The organism is Zoogloea sp. JDB1 (genome assembly GCF_056724025.1).
The window spans coordinates 331,359-356,248 of sequence record NZ_CM161496.1 but is presented as its reverse complement, the minus strand read 5'-3'; the positions used below and the strand labels follow the sequence as shown (position 1 = coordinate 356,248).

Genomic DNA, 24,890 nt, shown 5'->3' with positions numbered 1-24,890 from the left:
GACACCAGCCCCCTGTGCTCGAATGGGCACAGGGGGGGCTCTTGGAGATACATCGTGGAATTTACCCGGATTGAATCCAAAACCGACAAGCCCTTTGCCATCGACTATTGCTTGATCGTTGGCGAAGGGAGTCACCCCAACGCGCTTGATCGTCTCGCTGACGATGTGGTTTTCGAAGTCCTTGCCATGAGCTATATGGCGGAGGCTGAGGCGCGAATTGACCGACCCGATCCCAGTCACCCGCTCCTCGGTACGGGCGAGATCTTCTACGTTGGTTACGATGCGGAATGGACCGCGGTCACGGACAGCGTGCTTGGTGTCGAGTCGTACCAGTTCTATGGCTGCGGTCCCGGTGGCGATTTGGCTGTCATCTGCTACCCGAACTCGTCCGCCCTTGAGGACCGGCTTACCCTCGTGGAGATGCTCGGTGAGGTCGTGAGACTGTCTCTGGAAACCGGCTGCATCGTTTCCATCCCGAGGAAGCAGGTAGTCGCGGGCTTCACGCTCCGCAGTGACCTTGCGGTCACTGCGGACCTGCCGGCCTACAAACGCCAACTGACCAACGTTGGGGGGAAGGTCGCTACTGCAGCAAGGGGTGTCGACTTCGAGGTCGTCCACAAGCTTGAAGATGTCAGAAGGTTGATGACGCCGCCCGCTTTGAGTGTTCAGCAGGGCGAGGCCTCCTTCGTCGTCTCGACCCGTTTCGTCGACATCAGCTTGCATGCCCCGCCTCGAACGGCGCTGGCGAAGCTGGGCGAGACGCTCGGCGTAAAGAAGCTCGATCTCGAAAACGATCTGCCGGGATATACGAAGTCGCGCATGGACCTCGTCCGGCGGGATCACTTTGACTATTTCCGCCGCTACGGCATGCGCGACGCAGAGATCACCTTGCTTTACTGGCTGCGTATCGTTGCTTTTGCTCAGGAGGTCGTCGAGGTTGACGATGCCCCCGTGTCGGCTGGGGCACTCGCCGTTCAACTCTGTCGCAAGACGATGGCTGAAGCAGGCCTCGACTACGCCACGATCTTTGATGTCCACGAAAAGGACGTCATCGAGTGGGATGTGACAACGAACCGCCGCCGTACCCGGAAACAAATGGTCGTCGGCGCGGATCGCGCTTTTCATGAGCAGTTCGCCGTGGAAGGCTTCCACGGTGGGCGCAACGAGTGTTACCTCTGCGGACCGAGCGACCCCGATCGATGGATTGACGTTGATATGGTTGGTGCTTACACGACCGGCATGGTCTCGGTTCGCCGTATCGCTTTCCGGAAGTCATTTGAAACCCGGCGGTTGAAGGACTTCCTTGAGGATGCGCTGGGTGTGGCATGGATCGACTTCCGCTATCCGAAGCCGCTGCGTTTCCCGGGCTTGGCGGTGCGATCGGACGAACGTGGTCTGATCTACCCGCTTGCTGGCCAGACCTACGCGACGGCGCCGGAAATTGCCCTGGCCGTCCGTCAGGGCTGCCAGATCAAGATTCGCCGAGGGGTCATCTGGCCGTGGGAGGATGATCATGATGACGTTAGAATTTTCGAGCCATTTGTCCGCGAGATACGGGCGCTGCGCAAAGCATACGCGGACGACGCCGTCTTCGACGAATACAGCAAGTTGCTGGGGAATTCCGTTTTCGGCAAGGGGGCACAAAATTTGCGTGATCGAAATGCGTTTGACATTAGTGCGCTTAATGGTCGCAAGATCGGTCCCTCCGCGATCACCAATGCGCCCATTGCCGCCCATGTGACGGGGTTTGTTCGCGCCGTCATCGGCGAAATGTTGCATGGCATTCCGGAGCACCGCTTGGTGGCCTCGGCCACGACAGATGGCTTTCTGACCAATGCTCGTGAGGATGAAATCGATCTGTCGGGTCCGCTTTGCCAGCGCTATCTCGACCTGTGTCGGAGGGTGGAAGCGTGACTCAGATGCTGAAGGTCAAGCATTCGGCGATCCAGGTTCTGCCGATGCGCACTCGGGCTGTCGCGACCCTGATGATCGACGCCGCGGACAAGGAGAGGTACGGCGCGCTGCTTGCCAAGGGGTCGATCTCGCCGCCTGATTCCGTGACGGACCGGAATGCCTACATGGTCGAGCTCTATGCCAATCGTCAGGCCGGCCAGAAAACCATGACGCGGCCTTTTGTATCGATCCGCGATCAAATGGTCCATGGTCGCGATGTGGTTCGTCTGGAACGACTGACGACGATGAACCTCGAGTTCGACTTCAAACGCCGGCCGATCAATCCCCGGATGGTGACGTACCCGGGCGGCGAACATCTGGCCTTTGCTACGGTGCCTTGGCCCAATGTGATGGAGGCGGAACTCGCCCGCGGTCTCTTCGATATATGGCGGAAGGCGCGCTGTTTGAAGACGCTCGACGACTGGGCGGACTGGGAGGACTTCTATGGGGCGCACCGTGCCTTGATGCTGTCGAAGCGCCTAGGCCGTCGCCACGGACTGCAGGTCACGAAAACGGGAAGCGTCGGCATTCTCCAGCGGGTTTTCCTGCGGGCCTATGTTCGCGGGGCGTGGGGATTGAAGCGGTCCTTGTCGGATAGCGACCTCGCAGAACACGTGACGGCTTGCGGGTGCGACACCAGCCTGTTCGATGTGAAGAACGCTCGCAAAGGTGCGTTGATCCCGGGAGTCGTTCCCCGAACTCCGCGAACTCAGCTGATGTGGAAGAAGCTGACTCGACGCTTCCCGGGGCTGTCGGTCAAGCCCTTCTTTTTCGAGGGGTGAATACAGCGTTCCAGGCGCACGCCGCCGCCTCGATTTGAAGTCTCCCATCGAGACCGCCACCGCAACGTGGGCGGTGCTCGCAGAGCAGCGCCCACGTTGCCTAGGTAGGGCTTACGCATATGCGTAAGCCCGTATGTAACCCCTGTTGAGAATCAAACGGTCGCCGCATGAAACTCCGCAAGCACGCGTTTCCGACGCGTATCCCGTTTACGGTCAGCCGACTGCGTGAGGAGGCTGTCCGAGTTCGTGACCTCGGACTAACGCAAGTCCAGTTCACGTGCGACACCGAGCCCGGCCTGCAGGCCATGATCTACGGTACGGGCAAAGTCGTCTTCTACTCTCGCTATTCGCTTCTTCGCGTCACCGACCGCGTCAAACTGGGCGAGCTTGGCCTCATTTCAATTGAGCAAGCCAAGCAACAGCATCGGGCTAACCGCGTTCTTGCTGCTCAGGGTACAAACCCGCGACAGCCCAAGACGCGTCCGATGCTTTTCAAGACCTTGTTTTGGGATCACTACGTCGTTCAATGTCGCAGCCGAGGCAAAAAAACGATCGATACGGACATTTCCCGACACCAAAACTGGATTGGCCCTGCCCTCGACGATCTCGCCGTCACTGAGATCAACAAGTCGCATATCCACCAACTGGTGGTCAAAATGATCGAGGCCGGTCTTGCCCCGTCCACGATCCGTACCATTGTGGGGCAGATTCGAACTGTCCTCGGATTGGCGGTTGATCTCGACATCATCAGCCGCAACCCTACTCGGGGGGTACGTACTCCCCGAGTGAACAATCGTCGCGAAAAGTTCCTCACTGCCGACCAGATCAGGGCGTTCTGTGCAGCCGCTCAAAACGACCCGAATGTCATCGCTAGTTCCAAGCTGGTGCTGGCGGCGCTCACTGGCGCACGACAGGGAGAGCTCACCGATTACTGCCGATGGGATCTGATCGATTTGGAGGCGGGTATCTGGAGCCTGCCCGATCAGAAATCAGGTCGCCCCGGGGAGATCTACCTTTCCTCGGCTGCGAAAGATGTGATCCGGCGTATGGAGGCATTTCGTTGCAACGATTTTGTCTTCCCCGGTCAGCGTGGAAACGAGCGCTCCGGCCGCGGCATCCGGGTATTTCGTCGCCTGTGCAAACAAGCGGGGATCCCCGATGGGTACCGGCCTCATGATCTTCGGCATGGATGGATTTCCGCCGGGGTCAATGCGGGGGTCCCCCTCGAGATCATGAGCCAGGGCGCCCGGCACTCCAGCCCCGTCGTGACGCGTATCTACTCCCATGCCCAACTCGAAAATTTGACGGCGGCCAATGAGCTGATTGCCGGCCTCTTCATGCCGCCGAAAGCCGCTTGATCCTTAGAGGAGAGTAACGATGAACAGTCCGCACCGCGCGCAGTTGGATACGACTGCCGATACTCCCGAAAAACTCCTGACCACGGACGAGGTTGCTACGTGGCTTTGCATTCGCCGCTGTACCTTGGAAAAGGCCCGTTCGACCCGCATCGGCGACTTCCCGCCCTTCATCAAGGTTGGGCGCAGCATCCGTTACCGTCGCGGTGACGTGGAGCAATGGCTCGACCGCCATGCGTATCAGATCGATGGGTCCCGCGCTGTCCCTGCGGCAGAGTGACCAAAAAATGAAGGAGCGCGAAGCCCGGCCGAAGCCGGGCTTTGCGCGTTTAGCGGTTCTCCGCCGCCGAGCGCATCAGGTCGGCCACGTGGTTGCTGGCGGCCCGAAGCCGGTCGTCGTTGAGGTGCGCGTAGCGTTGGGTCGTCGATGTGTTGCTGTGACCTAGGATGCCCGCGATCTCGTGCAGGCTGGCGACGCCGACGAGGTAGGACGCATGCGTGTGCCGAAGATCATGCAGGCGGGTCGTCTTCGGATCGATGCCCGCCCGTTTGAGCACCCGCTTCCAGGCGCGCGTCGGGTTGGAAATCGGTCGCCCCGGCAGCTTCCCCGTGAAGACAAAGGGATTGCCCCGGATACGCGGCCTGCCTGCCAGGATGTCGAGCGCCATGTCGTTGAGGATCACGACGCGGGCCATCCCTGACTTGCTCATCGGCATGCGCCACTGCCGCCGCTCCAGGCTGATGTGCTCCCACTTCGCCTGGACGGCCTCCTCCCGCCGGGCACCCGTCGCCAGCAGGAAGCGGAAGAGATCCGCCGCCGCGCGGGACGGCTCGGCGTCCAGCGCCTTCATCAGCCGCGGGAGCTCGTCGGCGGGGTCGATGTAGCGCTGCCGCTTGTTGTTCTCCTTGTGCAGCTTGATCCCATCACAGGGCCTCACCCCCGGTGGAATCAAGCCCCAGCTCAGGGCGAGATTGAAGCCGTGGCGGATCAGCTCGAAGACTCGGTTGCTGGTCGCCACCGCCAGTTCGCCCTTCTTGTCGTTATGGAAGCGCTGCAACTCCAGCGTCGTGATCTTCGCCATCTCCCGGTGGCCGAAGGCCGGAAGGATGTGATTGTGGAAGCGGCTGGCGTCCGCCCGGGCGCTCCGCTTCGTGCTGACGATGTGCGGCCACAGGTATTGGTCGAAGAATGCCTGGAAAGTGATGCTCGTTTCGCGCAGTGCGTCCCGCGACTCCTGCGGATCGATGCCCTTGGCGAGCAGCGCCTTCCACTCGATGGCCTGCTGGCGGGCTGCCTCGATACTCGTCTCGGGATAGCCGCCGGCCTTCATCGCACGCTTTCTGCCGTGGATTTGGTAGCGGAACAGGAAGCTCTTCCTGCCCTGCCGATTGACCTGGACCCGCAGGCCGCCGATGTCGAGGTCGGAGTATTCCACCTCCTTGCTGGCCGAATCGGCCGGGCACGGCGGTAGGGCGTCGAGGCTGCGTTTTGTGAATCGGAACTGACGTTTCATGGTGTTGGGCTCCGGGTGAGGATTGGGGTTACAGCAGGCCCCGCTCCATGAAGGAGAGGGGTGTCGTCGTGCCGCCGACGATGAAGTGATCGAGCACCCGCACGTCCACCAGCGCCAGGGCCTGTTTCAAGGCCCGCGTCAGCGCTTCATCGGCCTGGCTCGGCTCGACGCTCCCGGACGGGTGGTTGTGGGCGAAGATGACGGCGCCTGCGTTGTGCTGCAGCGCGAGCTTTACGATCTCCCGCGGATAGACGGAGGTCTGGGTCAAGGTCCCGCGGAAGAGCTCGACGCAGTCGATCAGCCGGTGCTGCGCATCAAGCAGCAGCACCGCGAACACTTCATGCGGTAGTCCTGCCAGCCTCATGCGCAGCAGATCCCGAACGGCGCTCGGGCTGGTCAGGCAATCCCGATCTGCCAAGTGGCAGGTCAGCGCGCGCGCCATCAACTCCTGGGCGGCGTCGAGGATGCGAAGCGGTCCGTAATGGGCGATGCCTTCCTGGAGGGCTGCCGTGCCGGCATGGAGATGGAAGAGGTCGGCAAGCGGCAGATTGGTGAGCGTGGCTGCCGCCTCATCGCCGAGCACGAGGCGCAGCAGCTCAAAGTCCGGCCAGTGCCGGAGCGGTGTTGAAGTCATGGCGATGCTCCTCACAAAAACGGTGCGAAGAAGTACGAATCCCCGGCGCAGGCCATTGCCGCCTGCCGCAGACCCGCATGAATCGAGGCGGGGCAAGGCATCGTGGGATTCGTCGTTGAAGGTGGGATGGACCGACGCCGTGCGCTGGTCCATGTCTGGTGTTTCGGGCGACGCCTGAGGCGCTATCGCGGTGAGCTCTTCCGGCGTTCGACGTAGCGCTGGGTCTCGGCCCAGGCGAGGTTCTCGGCTTCCTCCCGCTTGAAGCCGCCCATGTGCTCCCGGACGGCCGCCCGCTCCTGGAAGAACTCATTGGCGTCGTCATCGAGTTCGGCGAGCCATTGGGCGATCTGCGGGTTGAGGGGGGCCTTGTATGTCGGGCCGCTCACGGCTCAATACTCCGAGGGCAGGAGGAGGGTGGTCACCGACCTGTCCGCCTCCGTGATGATCCAGATGACGGCATCGGGGGCGAGGGTGTAGGCCGAGACGATCCGATTGCGGTATCGCAACGCGGCGAGGTTGGCTTGCCAGTCCTCGGGGTCGATGTCGCCGAAGTCGCCGCCGACGTGACGCGACAGGAGGCTGATCGGCGTGACGCCGTGTTCGGTCAGCGTATCGAGGACGGCAGGCGTCGCGACGACCTGCCCGAGATCGAACTGCGGCGTGATGTTGGGCGGGGGGCCGACGGGGTCTTCGTTGTGACGGGTTTGCATGATTGGGCTCCAGAAAGCAAAACAGCCGAAGCCCCGATGGAGGGCTCCGGCTGCGGCGAGGGTCAGTAGGGGGGGGGAGGGCGAACGTCAGGCGGCGTTGAGGTCCGGTGCGGGAACTCCGTAGCGCTGGCAGAAGGCGAGCAAGGCCGTGTCGATGCCGGGCGACTTCGGGATGAAGATCACCGTGCCGGCGTCTCCTTCGGCAAACACCAGCTCGAAGCAGGTGTCGTGCTCCTCCAGCACGTCGAAGCGCTCCGGCGTGATGCGGCAGCCCGTCGTTGTTTCGAGGGCTTCGACGGTGTCGCCCGCTTGCGCCAGGAAAGCCTGGGCATGGAGCTCCGGATCATAGGGTTCGCCCTGGGCGAAGTCCTCGAAGCGCTGGGCGATCAGCGCCTGGAGCGTGGTATCGACGATGAGGATCAGGTCGCCCGGATCACGCAGGTGAATCATGCTTGTCCTCCTCGCTGGCGATGATCTCGGGATGGACATGGTCGGCAGGCCGATCCTTGCGTCCCTTCTTGCCCTTGTGCAGGACGACGGGCGGCGCGGCGGTGATCGACGTGGTCGTGCTGGATTCGGTCGTGTTCATGGCGGTCTTGATCTGCTTGGTGGGAAGTTCGAAGGGCTCGCCCGCTTCGGCCAGCACGGCGTCCCGCCATGCCGACCAGTCGCCGGAACGCACATTCAGGTGTGCGCCTTCCGGCGCGGGCGCGAGCAGGCCTTCGTGCCTGAGGAGGGCCAGCAGGAAGCCGGCGTCGTTGGCGGATTTGCCGCTGGGGAAGGCCGGCTTCAGCGTCTTGGCCGGAAAGGCCTGATCCTCGGTGAGCGCGGCGAGGCTGGCCTCGATGCCGGAGAAGGGGACGGCGACCCGGGAGTAGTAGCCCGAGCTGCTGTTGCCGGTGACGATGAAATAGGCTTCCGTCGAATCCGCGTCCTTCAGGATCGCGTAGCTCAAGGTGCCGGTGGCGTTGAGGCCGGCCTTGCGGGCCGTGCCGGTACGGATGCACAGATAGGTGATCGGGTTGGACATGAAGGTCTCCGTCGCACAAAAGAGAAGGGCCCTCGATCCGTGAAGATCGAGGGCCCATCGAGAAGGTCGGCAGCACTGTCAGGCGATGGCGTCCATGCGCTCCTCGTAACGCCTGAGAGGTGTGTGTGGTCGTCAGCGCTGGATATGGATGTGCATTTCCAGATCGAAGTCGAAGGTGTCCGGGAAGGTCAGGTCGGGCCAGTTCTCAAGTACGGTGCTCAGCATGGTGAATCTCCTCGTGATGGTCAGGGTGGTCGTGTTGATCGATGCTGTCGCAGCCGATCAAATCCCAAAGTCATGATATGCAGGGCAGGGTGGGGGGCTGTGACGGTCGAAACAGGCTGCTCGCAAGTGTCCGCAGCGGTCGGCACGGGTGCGAACAATGGAGTAGAGACCCCCGCAACTGTCCATCAGGAGTTGTCCATGCCCATCCGCTCGCTTCAACCCACACGCTGGCTCGCCCAGCGGCTAGGACTCTCGGTTTCCACCATCGAGCGCCTGCGCGCCCGCGGTGACCGCAATCTCCCACCTCATGTCGTCATCGGCCCGCAGACGATCCGCTATGACGAAGCGGTCGTCGAGGCCTGGCTGGAGGCCCGGATGCAGGCTTCTGCAGGCGAGATGCCGGTCGTCAAGGAGGCGATGGCGGCCGCCCCTTCGTCCCCGCCGTCCGAGGCGCTGCGCAGATGGATCGGCAAGGGGCGCGTTGTCCCGGCGGTCGCCAGCGCTAACTGAGCATCATGCTGTCTAGATAAGCTGCCTTTCCCCTTTAGGGGAAAGGCAGCTTATCTAGACGCGCACGGTAACTGGTATCCCGTTGTGCCGTGGGTAAGTTGGGGGAAATCAGCCCGAGGAGGAGAGGAATCGCGATGGCGTCGATGAGATCAGACCGATCGGCATCCCGCGCTACCTGGGGATTGGCGATTTGACCCTCAAGTGCCCCCACCGGTGCGAACAAACCGATGCGTGCCGCTATCTGCCTCCGCGATGTCTCGTTCCCGCCAGTCCAAAGTGGCTTTGCCAAGGGGGTATGAATGACGTCGCGCTGAGAGGGGCGGCACCGTCTTCGGGAGGAACGCCGCGCAGTCGCTGTGAGTGGGTGTCCTCTTGGTGGCCTGATGTTTCCCGTCTTCCATTCGCAAGGAGTCTTGATCATGACGATAGGGTTGGTTCCGGACGCCGAAGGCGCGTTCCCCGATGAAGGTCTCGTGGAGTACCGGCGCAGTTTGAAATGGCTCTTGTGGGCGCACCATGCGGCTGAAAACGCGCTGCAATGGCCTGTGGAAGACCTCGTGCTAGAAGTGGCTGGCGATCCCGCGCGGGGTAAGAAGGTTCTCAATATCTACAAAATGCTGCTCGTGGAGCGGTCTTGGGCTGAGTACCGGGAGGCTGTGGCTGAGCAGATGCTGGATCATGTCCGTGCGGTGCTCCAACAGAGCGGGATCCCGCTGGGCGAGGACTTGCTCGATACGCCGATCGACTACGCCGTGGTGCCGAAGTTTTATGGGCTTGAGCCCTATGAGGTGAATTGCCTGGTCGTGAACCTGTTGAACAACATGGAAATCGAGGACGTTTCTTACTAGAAGGGTCTCCGGCGTGGAGGGGCTCGACTACGGCGAGCGACGCTTTTTTTGGAAGCGGTTGATCAGCGTGCTGGTCATAGCTGATGATTGATTAGGGGACAGCTTCTGGATCCCGCTTTCCCCGTCTTGGGGAAGGCGGGACTCTTGTGGGCGATTGATTGGATCGGCTGCTCAGGGCCGGCGCGATTGTGAGGCTACATTCCGCGAACGATCGCCACGCAGCGTGCGCAGCTACAGGGCAAGGGGAGACGGCCCTCCCCTTCGCCAACCCTACCGGCAGCACGGAAGCACCCCAGCACAGCAGCACAACAGCACGCGAGCACCGAAATGCTGATTCTTATCATTGATAGTTAAGGAGTTTTTCTGGTTTTTATGCTCAGTTTGGCTCAATTCATAGTGTTGAGTTTGATAGTTATGGCGTAATTTGAAGGCCATTAATAGGCGGGTTCATGGATTTGAGTTGCCCTGTATTCGTGTCAATTGAATCGTTGCAGTGGTTCGTCGGCTGAAGCAGACTTCCGCTATCAGAAACGGAGTCCAGTATGGCCAACTCAAAGCAATCCCAGACCCGGCGCCTCAAAATGTCCGAGCGCGCGCAGCAGCAGCTCGCGCTGCATTTCCCGGACGTGCCCGAGACGCTGCTGTGGCGGCGCAAGAGCAACGACGGCTTCACCACGGTGCCGCGCCCCCTGCCTATCGCAATGCAGGCGATCGACGAGACCTCCAAAGGGGGCGCCTGCCGGCCACGCCCTTTTCTGCTTGTGGGCGCGCGCGCCGGACAACCCGCTGGTGATCGTGGAGAATCCGGCGACTTTTGCCGCCGAGGCCGGCTTCACCGGCGAGCGCGCGACCGACACTTGGCGCAAGCGCATGCGTCGCCTGCGGGAACTCGGGTTCATCCGCACCAAGTCCGGCTCGTCGGGCGAATTCCACTTCATCCTGCTGCTGAACCCCAACATCGCCGTGGAGTTGATGCGTCGTAAGGGCCAAGTCCAAGATGGCCTATACGGGCGATTCATCGAGCGCGTCGCCGACGTGGGGGCGGTCGGAGACTGGACTGCGTACCAAGAGGCTTTGGACGCGGCTGCGAAAACCGCCGCAGCCAAGTCGGAAGCTTTGGACGAGGCAGCGAAGGGCGAGGAGGGAGAGAAGTGATGCCGCGTGGCCGCACCCCCTATGAGTGCTTCAAGAACGATCGCCATCGCCTGTTCGCGTTGATGTCTCGTGACGTTCGCATCGTGCTGGTCGCGGCCATCCTCGGCGGCGCCGGCTTCGCTGGAGCGCTCCCTGTTCTGCGTTCCGTGATGGCAGGCTGGGGGGGCTGACTCCTTCGCAGATAGGGGGGCGAGGTGATGTCCGCTACATCGAATTTTTTCCGATTTATCCACCTCGATATGAGGTAGAATTTCCGGAAACGAGAAAGGAGTCGGTATGCGGAAATTTGAGCTGACAGCCCCCAATGCCTTCGTTCACCGTGCCACGATCTTTGATGATCCGGCGTTGGTGGAAGCTCACCTGCAGGAACTGCATCCAGATTTGAAGGGTGCCCTCTTTAGGGATGCAATTAGGGGTGGTTTGGGGGGGCGCAACGAGGTTACGCGCGCGTCGGCTCCGACGGCCGCGGGCGTACAGCAGTGGTTGAAAACCGTTGAAGATCTGCGCACGTTGCTCGCGGCGCTCCAGTGGCATATCCACGAGCAGCAGAACTGTCCCTTTATCAGTTCGCCCGATCGTTCAATTTCCATCGTGGTGATGACTGGTAACAGCGAAACGGGTAAGAACGGTTTCGAAGATCCCACGAACCAGGCTGAGAAGGGAGTTGTGGCGGAGAACTACGTTCAGCAGAACGGCCAGTTGGAACTCTTCAACCATAACTCGTTCAAGCTCGCTAAAGGAAAACGGAAAGAAACTCAGGTTTGGGCTCTGCTATACCACTACGATAAAGCGTTGAACGAGGTCCGTTTCGAGTTGTCACTGCCTACCGGTTTCGGCAATAAGAAGATCACTGAGTGGGGTGTTCGTCTGATTCTGGGCACGATCCCCAACAATCCGGGTGACTTCACCATTCGCAAGGACGAGCCTAACGCGCCTGCCACGGTGGAAGTCGAACCCAAGACAGGTACTTTTTGAGTAGTTAGTTATGTCCGAAATTAACCCCAAGCAAATCACATTTGCCAGGGTAAGAAGGCGCTTAACCAAAGCGCAGTTGGCCAAGGAGTTGGGTGTGACCAGCCGTAGTTTGCAGAACTACGAGACTGGGGCATCCGCTCCTGACTTGGAACTTCTGGCCCGTATTGCAAAACTGCTGAAATTTCCTCAGCAGTTTTTTTTCCTTGATGAAGACATGCCGGAGATCCAAGAGCATGCGGTAAGTTTTCGCAAGCTTTCGAAAATGACAGATGCGATGAAGGCCTGTGCCTTCGCGACTGGCGCGATTGCATTCAAGGTCAATCAGTGGATGGAGGATCGCTTCAGCCTGCCGCAGGCGGACCTGCCGGATCTGAGCGATCTGGGGGCCGAAGAGGCGGCAGCTACCCTGCGCAGGGCATGGGGCTTAGGAAATGCACCTATTCCCAACATGGTCCATCTGCTGGAGTCCAAAGGTATCCGCGTTTTTTCGCTGGTCGAGGAAACCCGTGAGATGGACGCCTTCTGCACTTGGTACGAAGCCAAGCCCTTCGTCTTTCTCAACACAATCAAGTCCGCTGAGCGTAGCCGCTTCGATGCTGCTCACGAGCTTGCTCATCTGGTGCGTGATATCTACACCATGCAGCATGGTCAGGCCCATGGGTCGGAGATGGAGCGTCAAGCCGATGCATTTGCATCAGCTTTCCTTATGCCGAAGGAAAGCGTGGAGGCTAACCAGCCGCCGGCCTACACCATCAAATACTTGATGAAGCTGAAGCATTATTGGGGGGTGTCGCTTGCTGCGCTGGCCTATCGATTCAACTCCCTTGGGTTGGTCAGTGAGTGGAACTATCGAAGCCTGTGTATAGAGATTGCCAAGAGCGGGTATCGCACGAACGAGCCAGAGCCTATGCTGAGAGAGACATCTCAACTCCTCACCAAAGTGCTCGACATTCTGCATAGCCGAAAGCAGGGACGTCGTGAAATCGCGGAGAGTCTTAATCTCAGCGTGGATGATATAAATGCGCTGACATTCCAGTTGACCAACCTGTCTGTGGTTTCAGGAGCCGCTGATGTGGATTCAGTGCCAAGAGTACCCCCGAAATTGCGCTTAGTTTAGGCGAGTTGGCTGCGATTTGTCTGAGTTTGCCGTGAGACTGAGTCAGGGTAGTATGTGTGGGGTCATGTCCAGGAGGTTAGTGTTTTTGCCAGAACGCCCTTCAACGCCTCGGCGGTGAGCTCCATTAATTCAATGTATGAGATAACGACGTCGACCGCGAAGCCGGATGCTCCGCCGAGGGAATGTACAGTCTCATTTCGGCGGTCATAGAACTCGTTCCACTTCTTTATTAACTTATCCGAGCATTGGGCTTTGGTGGTGACGCCGAAATAGTTCTTCAGCCCTACGTTCTCACCGAGCTGCTCTGTCAGTTTCTTGACCGCGAATCTCTTGAAGATCTCCGAGACGATTGCTGGTCTGAAATTATTCGAGTGGTGCCCGAAAGTCTGGCTGTCAAGCTTACTGGGATCGTTGTCAACGACGAACCCTTGCACTGATCTAAGCGCGGATCCGACCTTCGCAAGCAGGGTCGGATCCGGGACGTTGCTTGCCAAGATGGATCTCGTAAATTTGAGCCGCTCGTGGGAGATGGACCAGTACGAATCCCTGATCGCGTTCCTGTCTGCGATTGGCATGGCTGAATATTTGTCCATGAGTTGATTTCCGCACTGGATCGCCTCCTCCCGGACGAATTCTTCGAATGCGGATGCCAAGAAGATCAACGCCATTGAGTTGGCTGTGTTGCATGTACTGGCTCCGACTTGGCTAAGGTCGATCCCCGCTCGGTGAGTGGCCAGCGCGGTCGGGGTTCGGCTCGCTGACTCTACGACCGCCATGATTTCGCGAATCTGCTTTGTGCGTCCTTTAAACTCCACTAAAGCAAATTCGAGGTCGGCCGCTGGCATCAGACGAACTGACCGAATAGCGTGCGGAAGATACCAATCCGGTTACGGATGTCCGCTGCTGTGTTCGCCGCTCCTGTCAGCTCACCGCTCTCGCGGTGTTCCTCCACTAGTCTGCCGTAGGCAGCTTGGATATCGGCTTTCCGTGAGCACAGTGTTTCACGCTGTTCCCACAACTCGTGGAGGGCGACCATAACACCGTCGTAGATGCCGGCGACCGGACGGTGGGTTGTCGCTCTGTCCGGAGGCGACATTGAGAATGGCTGTCCGTCAAAAAGCTCGTCGGCGAGGGTCAGGCACAAACGGAATTGCGCCTTCATCTCTTCCGCCATCGCTGGTGTGCAGTCGGCGTTGCGCTCCATGCATCGATCAAGGATGGTTTTCATCGAACCTTGAATGTGTGAGTCGTTGTTTAGCGCGAAGAATCGGAGGACAAGTTGGCAGTCTCCCATGGTCTTGTAGAGCGTGTTTTTCTGACGTTCCGGCTCCTCGTAATATTCGCTTGGGTCAGAGCTCGTGTAAGGCGGGATGTCCCAGATGCGAGTGAAGATGGGATCGCGAGAAAGCTCGACGATAAGGGCGTTGAAGTGGCCGGCGTAGATCGCGTTTCGAATCTCTTGCGCGCTCAGGCGTTTGCCGCCGGTGTTGAGGCGTTCAAACACAAATCTCCGAAGCTCGTAGAACTTCGATGAGCCTAACTTCTTGATCTTGCTTTTGGATTCTTGCAGCAGCACGATGGCGGAAATCGAGGCTCGATCGAGGCTCCGCTTTACCTTCGGAGGGAGTTGAGCATATGTGCGTCCGTTCAAAGTCGGAATGATCTGCAAGCCGCGCAAAGTGAATCCGTTGCTCAGAAACTCTTTGATCGCGTTGAGTCGTTGCTGGCCATCCATGACCTCGTATCGGGCCAGGTCGTTCTCGTAAAAGAAAACCGGCGGCACGGGCACGTTGAGCAGCAGCGATTCGATCAGGAGAGACTTCTGCGTGGCGGTCCATCGCAACCGCCTCTGATACTCCGGGCGGAGGTTGACGTCGTCGCCGTCGACGATCAGATCGCGGATCTGCGGCAGTAGGAAGTTGTTGGTCTGGTAGACGACCCGGAAGGGCTGGCTGCCGAGTTGGTTGTTGACGTCTTCGTCGCTCGAGACAGGGGTGTCAGCGGCTTGCGGCTCAGGCGACCCTTCCGATTCTTCAATATCTTCCGCTACATCGTGAGGATAATCGTTCATTGTCGGGTCCGCATTTACGTTTAGGTTGTAATGACAGTATGGTCGGCTGCCGTGACGTCACGTCGGCGATTTTAGTGGTCAACAGCGAGCATGATGCGCACGCCTACTTGGGCTAGAGTGGAGAGAAGGAGTATGCATTCAGCTAACCGAAAAAAGCTGCCGCTCGTCGCAGTCTGCCTGTGAGTGCCCCTTCAGCCGATGAGCGGTCTGTTCGAAAGAGCTAGATGTAACTGGACTGCTCCCTACCCACCTCCGACCAGATATCGACCAGACAGAAAAAAGGCCAACCCCGTGAGGTTGGCCTTTTTGCTTGCAGATCAACGACCTGCCGGAATCCGATGTGGAGCGGGCGATGGGAATCGAACCCACGGCTCTAGCTTGGGAAGCTAGGGTATTACCATTATACGACGCCCGCTCGAAGGACCGTGATTGTACTTATGCTGAGGGCGGAGGGCAACCGGCGAGGCGTGGTAAACTGCGCTCATGTCTTCCCAAGCCTCTTCCACCCCCCTGGTTCTGACCGTAAACGGCGAAACGCGCAGCTTTGCTGCACCCCTCAGTGTGGCGGCCCTGCTGGACGGCATGGGCCTGACAGGCAAGCGCCTGGCGGTGGAGCGCAACGGCGAGATCGTGCCAAAGGGCTTGCATGCCGCGGCCGAGCTGGCCGATGGTGACTGCCTCGAGATCGTCGTCGCCGTCGGCGGCGGCTGAGAGCCCACGCGCCTTATTACCAGACCCGCGTAATTTCTCAGCTTCCTACGTTCAATTCATTTTTCAGGTTGGCTTTCCCCATGGATGATTTGCTGACGATTGCTGGCAAGAGCTATTCCTCCCGGCTGCTGGTGGGAACCGGCAAGTACAAGGATTTCACCGAGACCCGCGAGGCCATCGTGGCCAGTGGCGCACAGATCGTCACAGTGGCGATCCGCCGTACGAATATCGGGCAGGACCCGAAGGCGCCGAGCCTGCTGGATGCGCTGCCGCCGTCCGAATTCACCTACCTGCCCAACACCGCCGGTTGCTACACCGCCGACGATGCGGTGCGCACGCTGCGCCTGGCGCGCGAGCTGCTGGACGACTACAAGCTGGTCAAGCTGGAAGTGCTTGGCGATCCGCACACGCTGTTCCCCAATATGCCCGAAACTCTGAAGGCCGCCGAGGTGTTGGTGAAGGAGGGTTTCGAGGTGATGGTCTACTGCGCCGACGACCCGATCCAGGCCAAGATGCTCGAAGACATCGGCTGCGTGGCGGTGATGCCGCTGGCTTCGCTGATCGGCTCCGGCATGGGCATCCTCAACCCGTGGAACGTGCAACTGGTGCGTGATGCGGTGAAGGTACCGGTGCTGGTGGATGCCGGCGTGGGGACCGCGTCCGACGCTGCCATCGCGATGGAGCTGGGCTGCGACGGGGTGCTGATGAACACCGCGATCGCGCTGGCCAAGGACCCGGTGAAGATGGCCGGTGCCATGAGGAAGGGCGTCGAGGCCGGCCGCGAGGCCTTCCTGGCCGGTCGCATGCCCAAGAAGTACTACACCGCCAGCCCGAGCTCGCCGACCAGCGGCCTGATCGGCAGCTGAGCCGCTTTTCGATCGACCTGCGGCGCGCTGAGGCGCGCCGTTTTGCATTCCGGAATCCGCCATGAGCGAAGAACAGCAAACGCCCCAGTCCGACGCACCCGCCGACCAGCCGTCCACGCCGGGCGGCCGTCTCACGTCCCAGTCCATCCGTAGTTTCGTCCTCCGCCAGGGGCGCATGTCGGAGGCCCAGCACCGTTTCCTCGACGAGATGATGCCGAAGGTCGGTCTGCCGTACCGCCCCGAGCCGGTGGATCTCGACGCAGTCTTCGGGCGCAAGGCGCCGCACATCGTCGAGATCGGCTTCGGCATGGGCCAGGCCACCGCGCAGATCGCGCAGGTGCGCCCAGGCGACGACTTCGTCGGCATCGAGGTGCATGCGCCGGGCGTTGGTGGGTTGTGCAAGCTGATCGATGAGGGCGGTCTCACCAACCTGCGCATCGTCCAGCACGATGCGGTGGAAGTGTTGCGCGACATGATTCCCGAAGGTTCGCTGGCCGGCGTGCATATCTACTTCCCCGATCCGTGGCCGAAAAAGCGCCACCACAAGCGGCGCCTGGTGCAGGGGCCTTTCGTCAAGCTGATCGCCTCGCGGCTAGCGCCTGGCGGCTACCTGCACTGCGCCACCGACTGGGAGGAATACGCCCACCAGATGCTGGAGGTGCTGTCCGCCGAGCCGCTGCTCGCCAACACCGCCGATGGTTTCGCTCCGAAGCCGGACTACCGGCCGCTGACCAAGTTCGAGAACCGTGGCCTCAAGCTCGGCCATGGCGTCTGGGACGTGGTCTTCAAGCGGGTCTGACGATGGCTCTCAAGCGACTGCCGGCCGGCGCCTGGCTGATGGGGATTCCCGGCCTGCTGTGCCTGCTTGCCGGCGGCCTGCTGCTGGCCGGCTTCGGCACTGATCTGCATCCGCTGCTGCAGGAGTCCGGCGCCGGGCTGGTGCTGGTCGTGTCTGGCGTGGCGCTGGTCGGCAGCGCCGCCTTTCCGCTGGTGTTGGCGGAACTGGCGGCGAAGGATGAAGCTCAGTAGATCTTCGGCTCGCCGGGCGGGCGGGTCTTGAAGCGGCGGTGCACCCAGTAGTACTGGGCGGGCATTGTGCGCACCAGATCTTCGATGCAGGCGTTCATGCGGCGGGTGTCGGCCTCCACGTCGCTGCTGGGGAAGTTCGTCCACGGTTCGCCAAACTCCACCACATAACCTTCGCCGCCGGGCAGCATGCGCGTTACGCAGGGAACGACCACCGCGCCACCGAGCTTGGCCAGGCGCGGTAGCGCCGACAAGGTTGCTGCCTTCACGCCGAAGAAGGGCACGAAGACCGAGTCCTCGGGGCCGTTATCCATGTCCGGCAGGTAGTAGAAGGGTCGGATCTCCTTCATTGCCTTGATCGATGCACGCACGCTCTCGTCGCGGCGCAGCAGCACCTGGCTACCGAAGCGGCTACGGCCGTGGTAGAGCCAGCGGTCGATGACCGGGTCCTTCTGGCGGGCGTAGATGCTGACGCTGTCGAAGGATGCTGCGATGCGCGTCCCGCCCAGGTCGAGGCCGAGGAAGTGCGGTGTCAGCAAGATCACCGGCTGGCGGGCCTCGATGAGCTTGGCGAGCTTCTCTTCACCTTGGATGCGGACGATGCGGCGGACCCGCTCTTCGGATGCGAACCATGCGATGCCCCGCTCGATCAGGCTGCGTCCGGCCAGTGCGAAGTGCTCCCTGGCCAGCGCGCGGCGCGCGGCTTCGGATTGTTCGGGAAAGCACAGACGCAGGTTGGTCAGTACCACCTTGCGGCGTGGCGCGATGATCCAGTACAGCAGCAGGCCGAGGCCGCGGCCGATGGGGGCCTGCATGGACAGGGGCAGCCAGTGGAGCAGCCACAGCAGGGCGACGACGATGCGACTCATTGTTGGTTTTCTCGGGAGGCGGGAGGTGTGAGAGATGAGGTGGGTGCGGCGCCACGGGGGCGTTTGTAGCGGTTGTAACCCCACAGGTACTGGGACGGGTTCTCGCGGATCAGGGCTTCCATCTCGCGGTTGATGGCGGCGGCGCGGGTTTCCGTGTCACCGGCAAGCGTTTCGAGGGCCGGTCGCAGGCGCAGGTGGAAGCCGCTGCCACCGGGCAGGCGTTCGGCCCACGCGAAGATCGTGCTGACGCCGGATACCTCGGACAGGCGGGCGGCCAGCGTCATCGTGTAGGCCGGGCGGCCGAAGAAGGGCAGCCAGGCGCCTTCACCGGCGCCGGGTACCTGGTCCGGCAGCATGCCGACCGCCTCGCCGGCACGCAGGGCCTTGATCAGGCGCCGCACGCCGCCTACGTCGGCGGGCGCCAGGCGCATGTTGCCGCGGCTGCGCCCGGCGTTGATGAGGGGCTGCAGTACCGTCTTGCGCGGCGCCCGGTACAGCACGGTGATCGGTTTGTGGGTGGAGAAATACTGGGCGGTGATCTCGAAGCAGCCCAGGTGCGGTGTAATGAACAGGATGCCGCCGCCGCTGGCCTCGGCGGCTTCTACGTGTTCCCAGCCGCTGACGCGGACGACCTTGGTGACGATCTCGGCTTGTGGGCGCAGCAGCAGCCATGGCAGTTCGAGCGCCTGCTTGCCGGTCTCGCCCACTGTTCGCCGCCAGGTCCGCGCCGCTTCATCCTGACCCAGGGCCCGGGCCAGATTGTCGCGCAGGCGCCGCCGGTAGGTGGGCGAGCCAGCGTAGGTCAGCCAGCCCGCGAAGCCGCCGAGACGTTGCAGGAGTCCGAGGGGAAGGCGGGCCAGAAGGGAAAAAATGAGTGACGCCATTGGGGGCTGTGTGGTGGCCGAATTGACGGGCCGGAAGGCAAAGCTATAATTGTGATTCCGCCGAGTTAATCCGACAACTTGCAGGGCGGTGGCGGTCCGTAGATCAGCTACGGATGTGCCGGCAAAAATACTGCTAAAGCGTCGCCGCTCCGAAAATCCCCCGAGACGGCAACGCCGTCAGTCAAGGGGATTTTTGTTTTTCAGGAGCGCCTCCATGGCCAGAGAATACCTTTTTACTTCGGAGTCCGTCTCCGAAGGCCATCCCGACAAGGTCGCCGACCAGATTTCTGATGCGGTGCTCGACGCGATCCTCGCGCAAGACCCGCATGGCCGTGTCGCCTGCGAAACCCTGGTGTCCACCGGTCTGGTGGTGATCTCCGGCGAGATCACGACGAATGCCGACATCAACTATATGGACATCGCGCGTAATACGGTCAAACGCATCGGTTACGACGACTCCGAGATCGGTTTCGACTACAAGAGCTGCGCAGTGCTCACCGCGATCAACCGCCAGTCCTCCGACATCGCTCAGGGCGTGAACGAAGGCGAAGGTCTCGATCTGGACCAGGGCGCCGGTGACCAGGGCCTGATGTTCGGTTATGCGACCAACGAGACGCCGAGCCTGATGCCCTTCCCGATCTACTATGCACACCGCATCATGCAGCGCCAGGCGGAAGTGCGTAAGGACGGCCGCCTGCCGTGGCTGCGCCCGGACGCCAAGAGCCAGCTGACCGTCAAGTACGTGGACGGCAAGCCGGTGGCGATCGACACCGTGGTGGTGTCCACCCAGCATCATCCGGACATCTCCCACGCCGATCTCACCGAGGCGGTCATCGAGGAAGTCATCAAGCCGGTGCTGCCGAAGGAACTGCTGAGCGGCAATACCCGCTACCTGATCAACCCCACCGGTCGTTTCGTCATCGGTGGTCCGAACGGCGACTGCGGCCTGACCGGCCGCAAGATCATCGTCGATACCTACGGTGGCGCGGCCCACCACGGTGGCGGTGCGTTTTCCGGCAAGGATCCGTCCAAGGTGGACCGTTCCGCCGCCTATGCAGGCCGTTACGTGGCCAAGAACGTGGTGGCGGCTGGCCTGGCCGACCGCTGCGAAGTGCAGGTCGCCTACGCGATCGGCGTCGCCAAGCCGGTGAGCCTGATGGTGGAAACCTTCGGTACCGGCAAGGTCGCCGACGAGAAGATCGTCGAGCTGATCCAGGCCCACTTCGACCTGCGTCCGAAGGGCATCATCGCCAGCCTCGACCTGCTGCGCCCGATCTACTCGCGTACAGCTGCCTACGGCCACTTCGGTCGCGATGAGGCCGAGTTCACGTGGGAGAACACCGACAAGGCCGCCGCGCTGCGCGCCGCTGCCGGCCTGTAATTCCTGATTGCTGGTCAGTAAAAATGGCGCTCCGCGGAGCGCCATTTTTGTTTGCTCAGCTGCGCATCACTTGTCGTTGCGCAGCGGGCTGTACTCCACGGGAACCCAGCCGAAGGCCTTGCCGTCGGCGCGGATGTGGCCGAGGCCGGGGAAGGGCAGGTGCATGCCGGCAACGGTCATCTTTTCCTTCGCCGCCCAGGAGAACAGCTTCTTACGGGTCGCGACGGCTTGCTTCTTGTCGCTGTCGAACTCGATAGCGACGTCCGGGCGGGCGAACTGGACCGCATAGCTGTGCACCGAGTCGCCGAGGATCAGCAGGCGCTGGCCCTTGGATTCGACCAGGTAGGCGCTGTGGCCCGGCGTGTGGCCGACCGCCGCCACCGGCTTGATGCCCGGTGCCAGCTCGGCGTCGCCGCTGAACGGTTTCCACTTCCCGGCAGCCTGATAGGGCGCAGCGGCCTTGCGGGCAATCGCGAACATTCCCTGTCTGTCCTTCGGGGCCTTGGTGGCGTTGTCCTCGGACAGCCAGAAATCGCTTTCCGTCTGATTCACGCGGATTTCGGCGTTGGGGAAGAGGGGCTTGCCGTCGGCGTCCAGGAGGCCGGCGACGTGATCGGGGTGCAGATGGGTCAGCAGCACCAGATCCACCTGTTCCGGTTTGTAGCCAGCGGCGCGGATGTGCTCGGCGACGTAGCCGAGGGTCGGGCCGAAGACCTTGGCAGTGCCGGTATCGACGAGGATCAGCTTGCCGCCGGCATTGATCAGGTAGGTATTGACGGCGGTCTGCACCTTTTCGCCGGCAATGAACAGGCGCGCCAGCAGGCGCTGGATTTCGGCCTGGCTGGCGTCGGTCAGCAGCTTGGCGTCCAGGTCCACGTAGCCGTCGTAGAGGGCGGTGAGTTCATAGTCGCCGACGTTCAGGCGGTAGTAGCCGGGCACCTGGGTCTTCACGGCCGGTGCTTCGGCGAAGGTTGGCGCGACGGGAAGCAGGCTGGCACTGACGGCAAAGGCAAGGGCGCTGAGACTGCGGCGGATCATGGGGGCATCTCCGGAGGACTGAAAAGGACAGCAGGATAATCCGGATCACGTGTCTGTGGTATGGACAGCCAGCCACACGCTGTCCGGGCCGGTAGCGGCGACGCGGTGGCGGCAGCTGGCGGGGATCACCAGCCAGTCGCCTGCCGTGAGCGCCACGCGGCGGCCATCTTCGAATTCCAGTTCGGCGCTGCCCTGGACGAGCATCACCCATTCGTCGCCGGCCTGGTCGTACCAGAAGCCGGGTGGGCTGGCATGGCGGTGGGAAACGATGCGTTCGATGCGCGTGCCGCCGGCTTCGAAGAGGGTCTCGAAGGCTTCGTCGGGGCCGGGGACGGGGAGGTTCTTCAGCAGATTGTAGGGAGGCATACCGGCGAGTCCAGCTGGAGGATCGGCCAGTATGCCTCAGCGCCAGGGGCGGCTGCGCTGGCCATCGGTATGGCTGCAAGAAAGGGGCGACGCCGGGAAAATCTCTGTCAGGGTTTTTGGGGGTCTTGTGTGCCCCGGCGCGCCGTTTAAGTGATTGGATGTTCAGTTACCCGACCATCTTGAATGGTTTGCATGCTACGCCGCCCGCCACGATGCAGCCAATTGAATGTAGGCATGAATTGAATAGTGCTTGCCTATTGTTTCACACTGCTTTGCATTCGAATTGCTTGCGCGGACTAGGCGAGGGCGGGGTACGCGCTTAAGCTAGCACTGATATTAGAACAATCCAAAACAACGGCAGCAGCTTGCCGGATGAGTGCGGGAGGGCCGGCGCCATGGGCAGGCTGGGCCATTGGGGATCACCGCTTCGCTCCTTGCGGATACGCATTGCGGCAGGGGTTCTGCTGGGCTTGCTGCTGGCCCTGTGGGGCGCCACGCTGCTGGTGGGCTATGTGCTGCGCCAGGAAATGCAAGCCACGCTGGCCGCCCAGCAATTTTCGGTAGTGACGCTGCTGGCGGACGAGATCGACCGTTCGGTGTCGGAACGCATGCGGGCGCTGCAGGCTGTCGCAGACGACATCGATGCCGTGAAGCTGGCATCCCCGGCGGTGCTGGAGAAGGAGTTGCGCGACCAGCACGTGTTGCTGACCCTCTTCAACTGGGGCGTGCTGCTCACTGATCGTCAGGGCACCACGCTGGTCAGCCTGCCCGATGAACTCGGTCGCGGCGGCGTCAATTACATGGATGTGCCGGCGGTCCGCCAGACCCTGGAGAGCGGCGAGGCGCGGGTGGGGCCGGCACTGATCGGCAAGACGACCCACCAACCGGTGGTGCCGATGATCGTGCCGATCCGTGGTCCGGGCGGCGCGGTGCTGGGTTCGGTGATCGGCCTGATCAATCTGGCTAACGCCAACTTCCTCGATGAGATCGGCGCTAACCGTTTCGGCCGCCAGGGCGGCTACCTGATCACCGATCCGGTTCAGCGCCTGTTCATTGCCGCCACCGACAAGAGCCGGGTGATGACGCCGGGGCCACCGCCGGGCGTCAATCCGGTTTATGACCGCTACCTTGAGGGCCATGACGGCTCGGGCCTCGCGCGCAGTTCCCGCGGTGTGGTGGAGCTGTCATCGAGCCGCCGCGTGAAATCCACGGGCTGGTTGATGCAGTCGGTACTGCCGGTGGAAGAGGCTTTCGCGCCGCTGTATGCGATGCAGTGGCGCCTGCTGGGCTCCGCAGCTGTGCTCACGCTGTTGGCCAGCGTGCTTGTCTGGTGGTGGTTGCGCCGCCAGTTGCGGCCTCTTGGCGAAGCGGCTGAACAGCTCGGCCGCATGCGCGATGGCTTGATCTCCCGTCAGGCCCTGCCGGTACGGCGGGACGACGAGATCGGTGCCCTGACCGGGGCCTTCAATGGCTTGCTGACGACCATCATGGAGGGCGAGGCGCGCGCTGCCGAGCATGCGCTCAACCAGCGCTTGCGAGGTATCGTGTCGCAGATCCCCGGCCTGGTCTTCCAGTACCGGCTGGATGGCGACGGGCATCACAGCGTGCCGTTCGCCAGCGATGCGCTACGCGAGCTGTTCGGCCTTGAGCCGGACTGTCTGTTGGCGTCGGCCGAAGCCTTGCACGCACGGGTGCTGCCCGAGGACCTGCCGGCACTGCTCGCCGCGATCGGCGAATCAGCCCGCCAGTTTAGCCGCCTGCACCGGGAGTTCCGCATCGCCCATCCGGCACGCGGGGTGCGCTGGATGCGCTTCGATGCGCTGCCCGAGGCGGCGGACAGCGGTGGCGTGACTTGGCAGGGCTTTGCCACCGACATCACCGAGGCCAAGGAAACCGAACTCAAGCTGCGCATCGCGGCGGCGACCTTCGAAGGCCAGGAGGGGATCTTCATCACCGATGCGGAAGGCCGCATCGTGCAGGTTAATCAGGCGTTCACTGCGATGACCGGCTACTCGGCGCGGGAGGCGATCGGCCAGACGCCCGCCATGCTGCGCTCCGGTCGTCATGGGCAGGAGTTTTACCGGCGCCTCTATGCGGGGCTCGAGCGCGATGGCTTCTGGCAGGGCGAGATCTGGAACCGTCGCAAGAACGGCGAGGTGTTCGTCGAGTGGGTGACGATCTCTGCGGTGCGCGACGATGCGGGCCAGGTCACCCATTACGTGGCGGCGTTTTCCGACATCACCGAGCACAAGAAGGCTGAGGAGCAGGTCCATCAGCTGGCTTTCTACGATCCGCTGACCCAGTTGCCGAACCGCCGCCTGTTCCACGACAGGCTCGAACAGGCGCTGGTGGCCAGTGCCCGCAGCCGTCATGGCGGGGCATTGCTGTTCCTCGACCTGGATGGTTTCAAAGGCCTCAACGACACCCACGGCCATGTGATGGGTGACGCCTTGCTGGTGGAGGTGGCCCATCGCTTGGTGGTCAGCCTGCGTGAGTCGGACACCGTGGCCCGCCTGGGCGGCGACGAGTTCGTGGTGATCCTCGAGAACCTCGACGAGGAGGAACGCGATGCCGAGTCCCATGCCGGGCGGGTGGCCGAAAAACTGCGCGAGGAACTGGCCAGGCCCTACCACCTCAGCGTGCCGGGCGGTAGCGACAGTGTGATTCACCAATGCACCGCCAGTGTCGGCGTGTGCATGTTCCTCGGTCACGAGGAGAGTCGGGACGAGTTGATCAAGCGGGCCGATATTGCGATGTACCGGGCCAAGGCCGCCGGCCGCAATGCGGTGCGTTTCTTCGATCCGCGGCGACTGCCGGTGCCGGTGCCGCTGACGGTGGGGTGAGGGCGTCGAGCGGGGCCGGACGGACGT

Annotated in this window: 28 protein-coding genes and 1 tRNA gene; 16 read left to right on the top strand and 13 right to left on the bottom strand. The window is 61.9% G+C overall.

Annotated elements, in window-relative coordinates; translation table 11 throughout:
• Positions 1–54 precede the first annotated feature (54 nt).
• The 4 genes from AC1PPK_RS01665 to AC1PPK_RS01650 all read left to right on the top strand — a co-directional run bounded on the left by AC1PPK_RS01665 (position 55) and on the right by AC1PPK_RS01650 (position 4,370).
• Complete coding sequence (locus tag AC1PPK_RS01665; RefSeq protein WP_481116112.1) at positions 55–1,914, top strand: hypothetical protein; 1,860 nt, start codon at positions 55–57, stop codon at positions 1,912–1,914.
• Complete coding sequence (locus AC1PPK_RS01660) at positions 1,911–2,735, top strand: hypothetical protein (protein WP_481116111.1); 825 nt, start codon at positions 1,911–1,913, stop codon at positions 2,733–2,735. Before AC1PPK_RS01665 ends, AC1PPK_RS01660 begins: the two co-directional genes overlap by 4 nt.
• A gap of 167 nt (positions 2,736–2,902) precedes the next feature.
• Positions 2,903–4,093, top strand: coding sequence for a tyrosine-type recombinase/integrase (locus AC1PPK_RS01655; RefSeq protein ID WP_481116110.1), 1,191 nt, complete (start codon positions 2,903–2,905; stop codon positions 4,091–4,093).
• A 19-nt stretch (positions 4,094–4,112) separates the two neighbouring features.
• A complete protein-coding gene (locus AC1PPK_RS01650; protein ID WP_481116109.1) occupies positions 4,113–4,370 on the top strand; it encodes a helix-turn-helix transcriptional regulator in 258 nt (85 codons plus the stop codon).
• Positions 4,371–4,419: 49 nt separating this feature from the next.
• Here the strand turns inward: AC1PPK_RS01650 and AC1PPK_RS01645 are convergent, their stop codons facing one another.
• From AC1PPK_RS01645 to AC1PPK_RS01620, 6 genes are all read right to left on the bottom strand, one after another.
• Positions 4,420–5,604: a tyrosine-type recombinase/integrase gene (locus AC1PPK_RS01645; RefSeq protein WP_481116108.1), complete on the bottom strand. Its 1,185-nt coding sequence runs from the start codon at positions 5,602–5,604 to the stop codon at positions 4,420–4,422.
• Positions 5,605–5,632: 28 nt separating this feature from the next.
• Positions 5,633–6,244 (bottom strand): RadC family protein, encoded by a 612-nt coding sequence (gene radC, locus AC1PPK_RS01640; RefSeq protein ID WP_481118175.1) that lies wholly within the window; start codon positions 6,242–6,244, stop codon positions 5,633–5,635.
• Positions 6,245–6,420: 176 nt separating this feature from the next.
• Entirely contained in the window at positions 6,421–6,624 is a 204-nt protein-coding gene (locus AC1PPK_RS01635; protein ID WP_481116107.1) for a hypothetical protein, read from the bottom strand.
• Between the two features lie 3 nt (positions 6,625–6,627).
• A complete protein-coding gene (locus AC1PPK_RS01630) occupies positions 6,628–6,948 on the bottom strand; it encodes a hypothetical protein (RefSeq protein WP_481116106.1) in 321 nt (106 codons plus the stop codon).
• Between the two features lie 87 nt (positions 6,949–7,035).
• Positions 7,036–7,398 carry a hypothetical protein gene (locus AC1PPK_RS01625; RefSeq protein ID WP_481116105.1) on the bottom strand — a complete coding sequence of 121 codons (363 nt, stop codon included), beginning with the start codon at positions 7,396–7,398 and terminating at the stop codon, positions 7,036–7,038.
• A complete protein-coding gene (locus AC1PPK_RS01620; RefSeq protein WP_481116104.1) occupies positions 7,382–7,978 on the bottom strand; it encodes a hypothetical protein in 597 nt (198 codons plus the stop codon). The genes AC1PPK_RS01625 and AC1PPK_RS01620 overlap by 17 nt, the downstream gene beginning before the upstream one ends.
• A gap of 423 nt (positions 7,979–8,401) precedes the next feature.
• Here AC1PPK_RS01620 and AC1PPK_RS01615 point away from each other — a divergent pair, with 423 nt between their 5' ends.
• The 6 genes from AC1PPK_RS01615 (at position 8,402) to AC1PPK_RS01590 (ending at position 12,808) form a co-directional block, all read left to right on the top strand.
• Positions 8,402–8,713: a helix-turn-helix transcriptional regulator gene (locus tag AC1PPK_RS01615; RefSeq protein ID WP_481116103.1), complete on the top strand. Its 312-nt coding sequence runs from the start codon at positions 8,402–8,404 to the stop codon at positions 8,711–8,713.
• Between the two features lie 419 nt (positions 8,714–9,132).
• Complete coding sequence (locus AC1PPK_RS01610; protein WP_481116102.1) at positions 9,133–9,561, top strand: hypothetical protein; 429 nt, start codon at positions 9,133–9,135, stop codon at positions 9,559–9,561.
• A 789-nt stretch (positions 9,562–10,350) separates the two neighbouring features.
• Positions 10,351–10,716: a hypothetical protein gene (locus tag AC1PPK_RS01605; RefSeq protein WP_481116101.1), complete on the top strand. Its 366-nt coding sequence runs from the start codon at positions 10,351–10,353 to the stop codon at positions 10,714–10,716.
• Positions 10,716–10,886 carry a hypothetical protein gene (locus AC1PPK_RS01600; protein ID WP_481116100.1) on the top strand — a complete coding sequence of 57 codons (171 nt, stop codon included), beginning with the start codon at positions 10,716–10,718 and terminating at the stop codon, positions 10,884–10,886. The genes AC1PPK_RS01605 and AC1PPK_RS01600 overlap by 1 nt, the downstream gene beginning before the upstream one ends.
• A gap of 106 nt (positions 10,887–10,992) precedes the next feature.
• Positions 10,993–11,691 (top strand): hypothetical protein, encoded by a 699-nt coding sequence (locus tag AC1PPK_RS01595; RefSeq protein WP_481116099.1) that lies wholly within the window; start codon positions 10,993–10,995, stop codon positions 11,689–11,691.
• A 10-nt stretch (positions 11,692–11,701) separates the two neighbouring features.
• Positions 11,702–12,808, top strand: a complete 1,107-nt coding sequence (locus tag AC1PPK_RS01590; protein ID WP_481116098.1) for an ImmA/IrrE family metallo-endopeptidase — start codon at positions 11,702–11,704, stop codon at positions 12,806–12,808.
• Between the two features lie 62 nt (positions 12,809–12,870).
• Here the strand turns inward: AC1PPK_RS01590 and AC1PPK_RS01585 are convergent, their stop codons facing one another.
• From AC1PPK_RS01585 to AC1PPK_RS01575, 3 genes are all read right to left on the bottom strand, one after another.
• Positions 12,871–13,476 carry a hypothetical protein gene (locus AC1PPK_RS01585; protein ID WP_481116097.1) on the bottom strand — a complete coding sequence of 202 codons (606 nt, stop codon included), beginning with the start codon at positions 13,474–13,476 and terminating at the stop codon, positions 12,871–12,873.
• A gap of 176 nt (positions 13,477–13,652) precedes the next feature.
• Complete coding sequence (locus AC1PPK_RS01580; protein ID WP_481116096.1) at positions 13,653–14,879, bottom strand: DUF262 domain-containing protein; 1,227 nt, start codon at positions 14,877–14,879, stop codon at positions 13,653–13,655.
• A gap of 341 nt (positions 14,880–15,220) precedes the next feature.
• Positions 15,221–15,294: transfer RNA gene (locus AC1PPK_RS01575), tRNA-Gly, on the bottom strand.
• Positions 15,295–15,362: 68 nt separating this feature from the next.
• On the opposite strand from AC1PPK_RS01575, the gene thiS reads away from it, so the two are divergent.
• The 4 genes from thiS (at position 15,363) to AC1PPK_RS01555 (ending at position 17,485) form a co-directional block, all read left to right on the top strand.
• Positions 15,363–15,590: a sulfur carrier protein ThiS gene (thiS, locus tag AC1PPK_RS01570; RefSeq protein ID WP_481116095.1), complete on the top strand. Its 228-nt coding sequence runs from the start codon at positions 15,363–15,365 to the stop codon at positions 15,588–15,590.
• 80 nt (positions 15,591–15,670) lie between these two features.
• A complete protein-coding gene (locus AC1PPK_RS01565) occupies positions 15,671–16,456 on the top strand; it encodes a thiazole synthase (protein WP_481116094.1) in 786 nt (261 codons plus the stop codon).
• A 61-nt stretch (positions 16,457–16,517) separates the two neighbouring features.
• Positions 16,518–17,255: a tRNA (guanosine(46)-N7)-methyltransferase TrmB gene (gene trmB / locus AC1PPK_RS01560; RefSeq protein WP_481116093.1), complete on the top strand. Its 738-nt coding sequence runs from the start codon at positions 16,518–16,520 to the stop codon at positions 17,253–17,255.
• Positions 17,256–17,257: 2 nt separating this feature from the next.
• Positions 17,258–17,485: a hypothetical protein gene (locus tag AC1PPK_RS01555; RefSeq protein ID WP_481116092.1), complete on the top strand. Its 228-nt coding sequence runs from the start codon at positions 17,258–17,260 to the stop codon at positions 17,483–17,485.
• Here the strand turns inward: AC1PPK_RS01555 and AC1PPK_RS01550 are convergent.
• Positions 17,479–18,351, bottom strand: a complete 873-nt coding sequence (locus tag AC1PPK_RS01550; RefSeq protein WP_481116091.1) for an LpxL/LpxP family acyltransferase — start codon at positions 18,349–18,351, stop codon at positions 17,479–17,481. The genes AC1PPK_RS01555 and AC1PPK_RS01550 overlap by 7 nt on opposite strands.
• Positions 18,348–19,235, bottom strand: coding sequence for a lysophospholipid acyltransferase family protein (locus tag AC1PPK_RS01545; protein ID WP_481116090.1), 888 nt, complete (start codon positions 19,233–19,235; stop codon positions 18,348–18,350). The genes AC1PPK_RS01550 and AC1PPK_RS01545 overlap by 4 nt, the downstream gene beginning before the upstream one ends.
• Before the next feature lie 214 nt (positions 19,236–19,449).
• Between AC1PPK_RS01545 and metK the strand changes: the two genes are divergently transcribed.
• Positions 19,450–20,616, top strand: coding sequence for a methionine adenosyltransferase (gene metK, locus AC1PPK_RS01540; RefSeq protein ID WP_481116089.1), 1,167 nt, complete (start codon positions 19,450–19,452; stop codon positions 20,614–20,616).
• Positions 20,617–20,682: 66 nt separating this feature from the next.
• Here the strand turns inward: metK and AC1PPK_RS01535 are convergent, their stop codons facing one another.
• Both AC1PPK_RS01535 and AC1PPK_RS01530 read right to left on the bottom strand, forming a co-directional pair.
• On the bottom strand, positions 20,683–21,654 hold the full coding sequence (locus tag AC1PPK_RS01535; protein WP_481116088.1) for an MBL fold metallo-hydrolase: 972 nt from the start codon (positions 21,652–21,654) through the stop codon (positions 20,683–20,685).
• Positions 21,655–21,699: 45 nt separating this feature from the next.
• Positions 21,700–22,020, bottom strand: coding sequence for a cupin domain-containing protein (locus AC1PPK_RS01530; RefSeq protein WP_481116087.1), 321 nt, complete (start codon positions 22,018–22,020; stop codon positions 21,700–21,702).
• 434 nt (positions 22,021–22,454) lie between these two features.
• On the opposite strand from AC1PPK_RS01530, the gene AC1PPK_RS01525 reads away from it, so the two are divergent.
• A complete protein-coding gene (locus AC1PPK_RS01525) occupies positions 22,455–24,863 on the top strand; it encodes a sensor domain-containing diguanylate cyclase (RefSeq protein WP_481116086.1) in 2,409 nt (802 codons plus the stop codon).
• The last annotated feature ends 27 nt before the right edge of the window (positions 24,864–24,890 follow it).

Coding starts and splice junctions, on each gene's coding strand:
- AC1PPK_RS01655 (WP_481116110.1), top strand. CDS start 2,903: ATGAAACTCCGCAAGCACGCGTTTCCGACGCGTATCCCGTTTACGGTC.
- AC1PPK_RS01650 (WP_481116109.1), top strand. CDS start 4,113: ATGAACAGTCCGCACCGCGCGCAGTTGGATACGACTGCCGATACTCCC.
- AC1PPK_RS01645 (WP_481116108.1), bottom strand. CDS start 5,604: ATGAAACGTCAGTTCCGATTCACAAAACGCAGCCTCGACGCCCTACCG.
- AC1PPK_RS01630 (WP_481116106.1), bottom strand. CDS start 6,948: ATGCAAACCCGTCACAACGAAGACCCCGTCGGCCCCCCGCCCAACATC.
- AC1PPK_RS01625 (WP_481116105.1), bottom strand. CDS start 7,398: ATGATTCACCTGCGTGATCCGGGCGACCTGATCCTCATCGTCGATACC.
- AC1PPK_RS01620 (WP_481116104.1), bottom strand. CDS start 7,978: ATGTCCAACCCGATCACCTATCTGTGCATCCGTACCGGCACGGCCCGC.
- AC1PPK_RS01615 (WP_481116103.1), top strand. CDS start 8,402: ATGCCCATCCGCTCGCTTCAACCCACACGCTGGCTCGCCCAGCGGCTA.
- AC1PPK_RS01610 (WP_481116102.1), top strand. CDS start 9,133: ATGACGATAGGGTTGGTTCCGGACGCCGAAGGCGCGTTCCCCGATGAA.
- AC1PPK_RS01600 (WP_481116100.1), top strand. CDS start 10,716: ATGCCGCGTGGCCGCACCCCCTATGAGTGCTTCAAGAACGATCGCCAT.
- AC1PPK_RS01595 (WP_481116099.1), top strand. CDS start 10,993: ATGCGGAAATTTGAGCTGACAGCCCCCAATGCCTTCGTTCACCGTGCC.
- AC1PPK_RS01590 (WP_481116098.1), top strand. CDS start 11,702: ATGTCCGAAATTAACCCCAAGCAAATCACATTTGCCAGGGTAAGAAGG.
- AC1PPK_RS01585 (WP_481116097.1), bottom strand. CDS start 13,476: ATGGCGTTGATCTTCTTGGCATCCGCATTCGAAGAATTCGTCCGGGAG.
- AC1PPK_RS01580 (WP_481116096.1), bottom strand. CDS start 14,879: ATGAACGATTATCCTCACGATGTAGCGGAAGATATTGAAGAATCGGAA.
- thiS (WP_481116095.1), top strand. CDS start 15,363: ATGTCTTCCCAAGCCTCTTCCACCCCCCTGGTTCTGACCGTAAACGGC.
- AC1PPK_RS01565 (WP_481116094.1), top strand. CDS start 15,671: ATGGATGATTTGCTGACGATTGCTGGCAAGAGCTATTCCTCCCGGCTG.
- trmB (WP_481116093.1), top strand. CDS start 16,518: ATGAGCGAAGAACAGCAAACGCCCCAGTCCGACGCACCCGCCGACCAG.
- AC1PPK_RS01555 (WP_481116092.1), top strand. CDS start 17,258: ATGGCTCTCAAGCGACTGCCGGCCGGCGCCTGGCTGATGGGGATTCCC.
- AC1PPK_RS01550 (WP_481116091.1), bottom strand. CDS start 18,351: ATGAGTCGCATCGTCGTCGCCCTGCTGTGGCTGCTCCACTGGCTGCCC.
- AC1PPK_RS01545 (WP_481116090.1), bottom strand. CDS start 19,235: ATGGCGTCACTCATTTTTTCCCTTCTGGCCCGCCTTCCCCTCGGACTC.
- metK (WP_481116089.1), top strand. CDS start 19,450: ATGGCCAGAGAATACCTTTTTACTTCGGAGTCCGTCTCCGAAGGCCAT.
- AC1PPK_RS01535 (WP_481116088.1), bottom strand. CDS start 21,654: ATGATCCGCCGCAGTCTCAGCGCCCTTGCCTTTGCCGTCAGTGCCAGC.
- AC1PPK_RS01530 (WP_481116087.1), bottom strand. CDS start 22,020: ATGCCTCCCTACAATCTGCTGAAGAACCTCCCCGTCCCCGGCCCCGAC.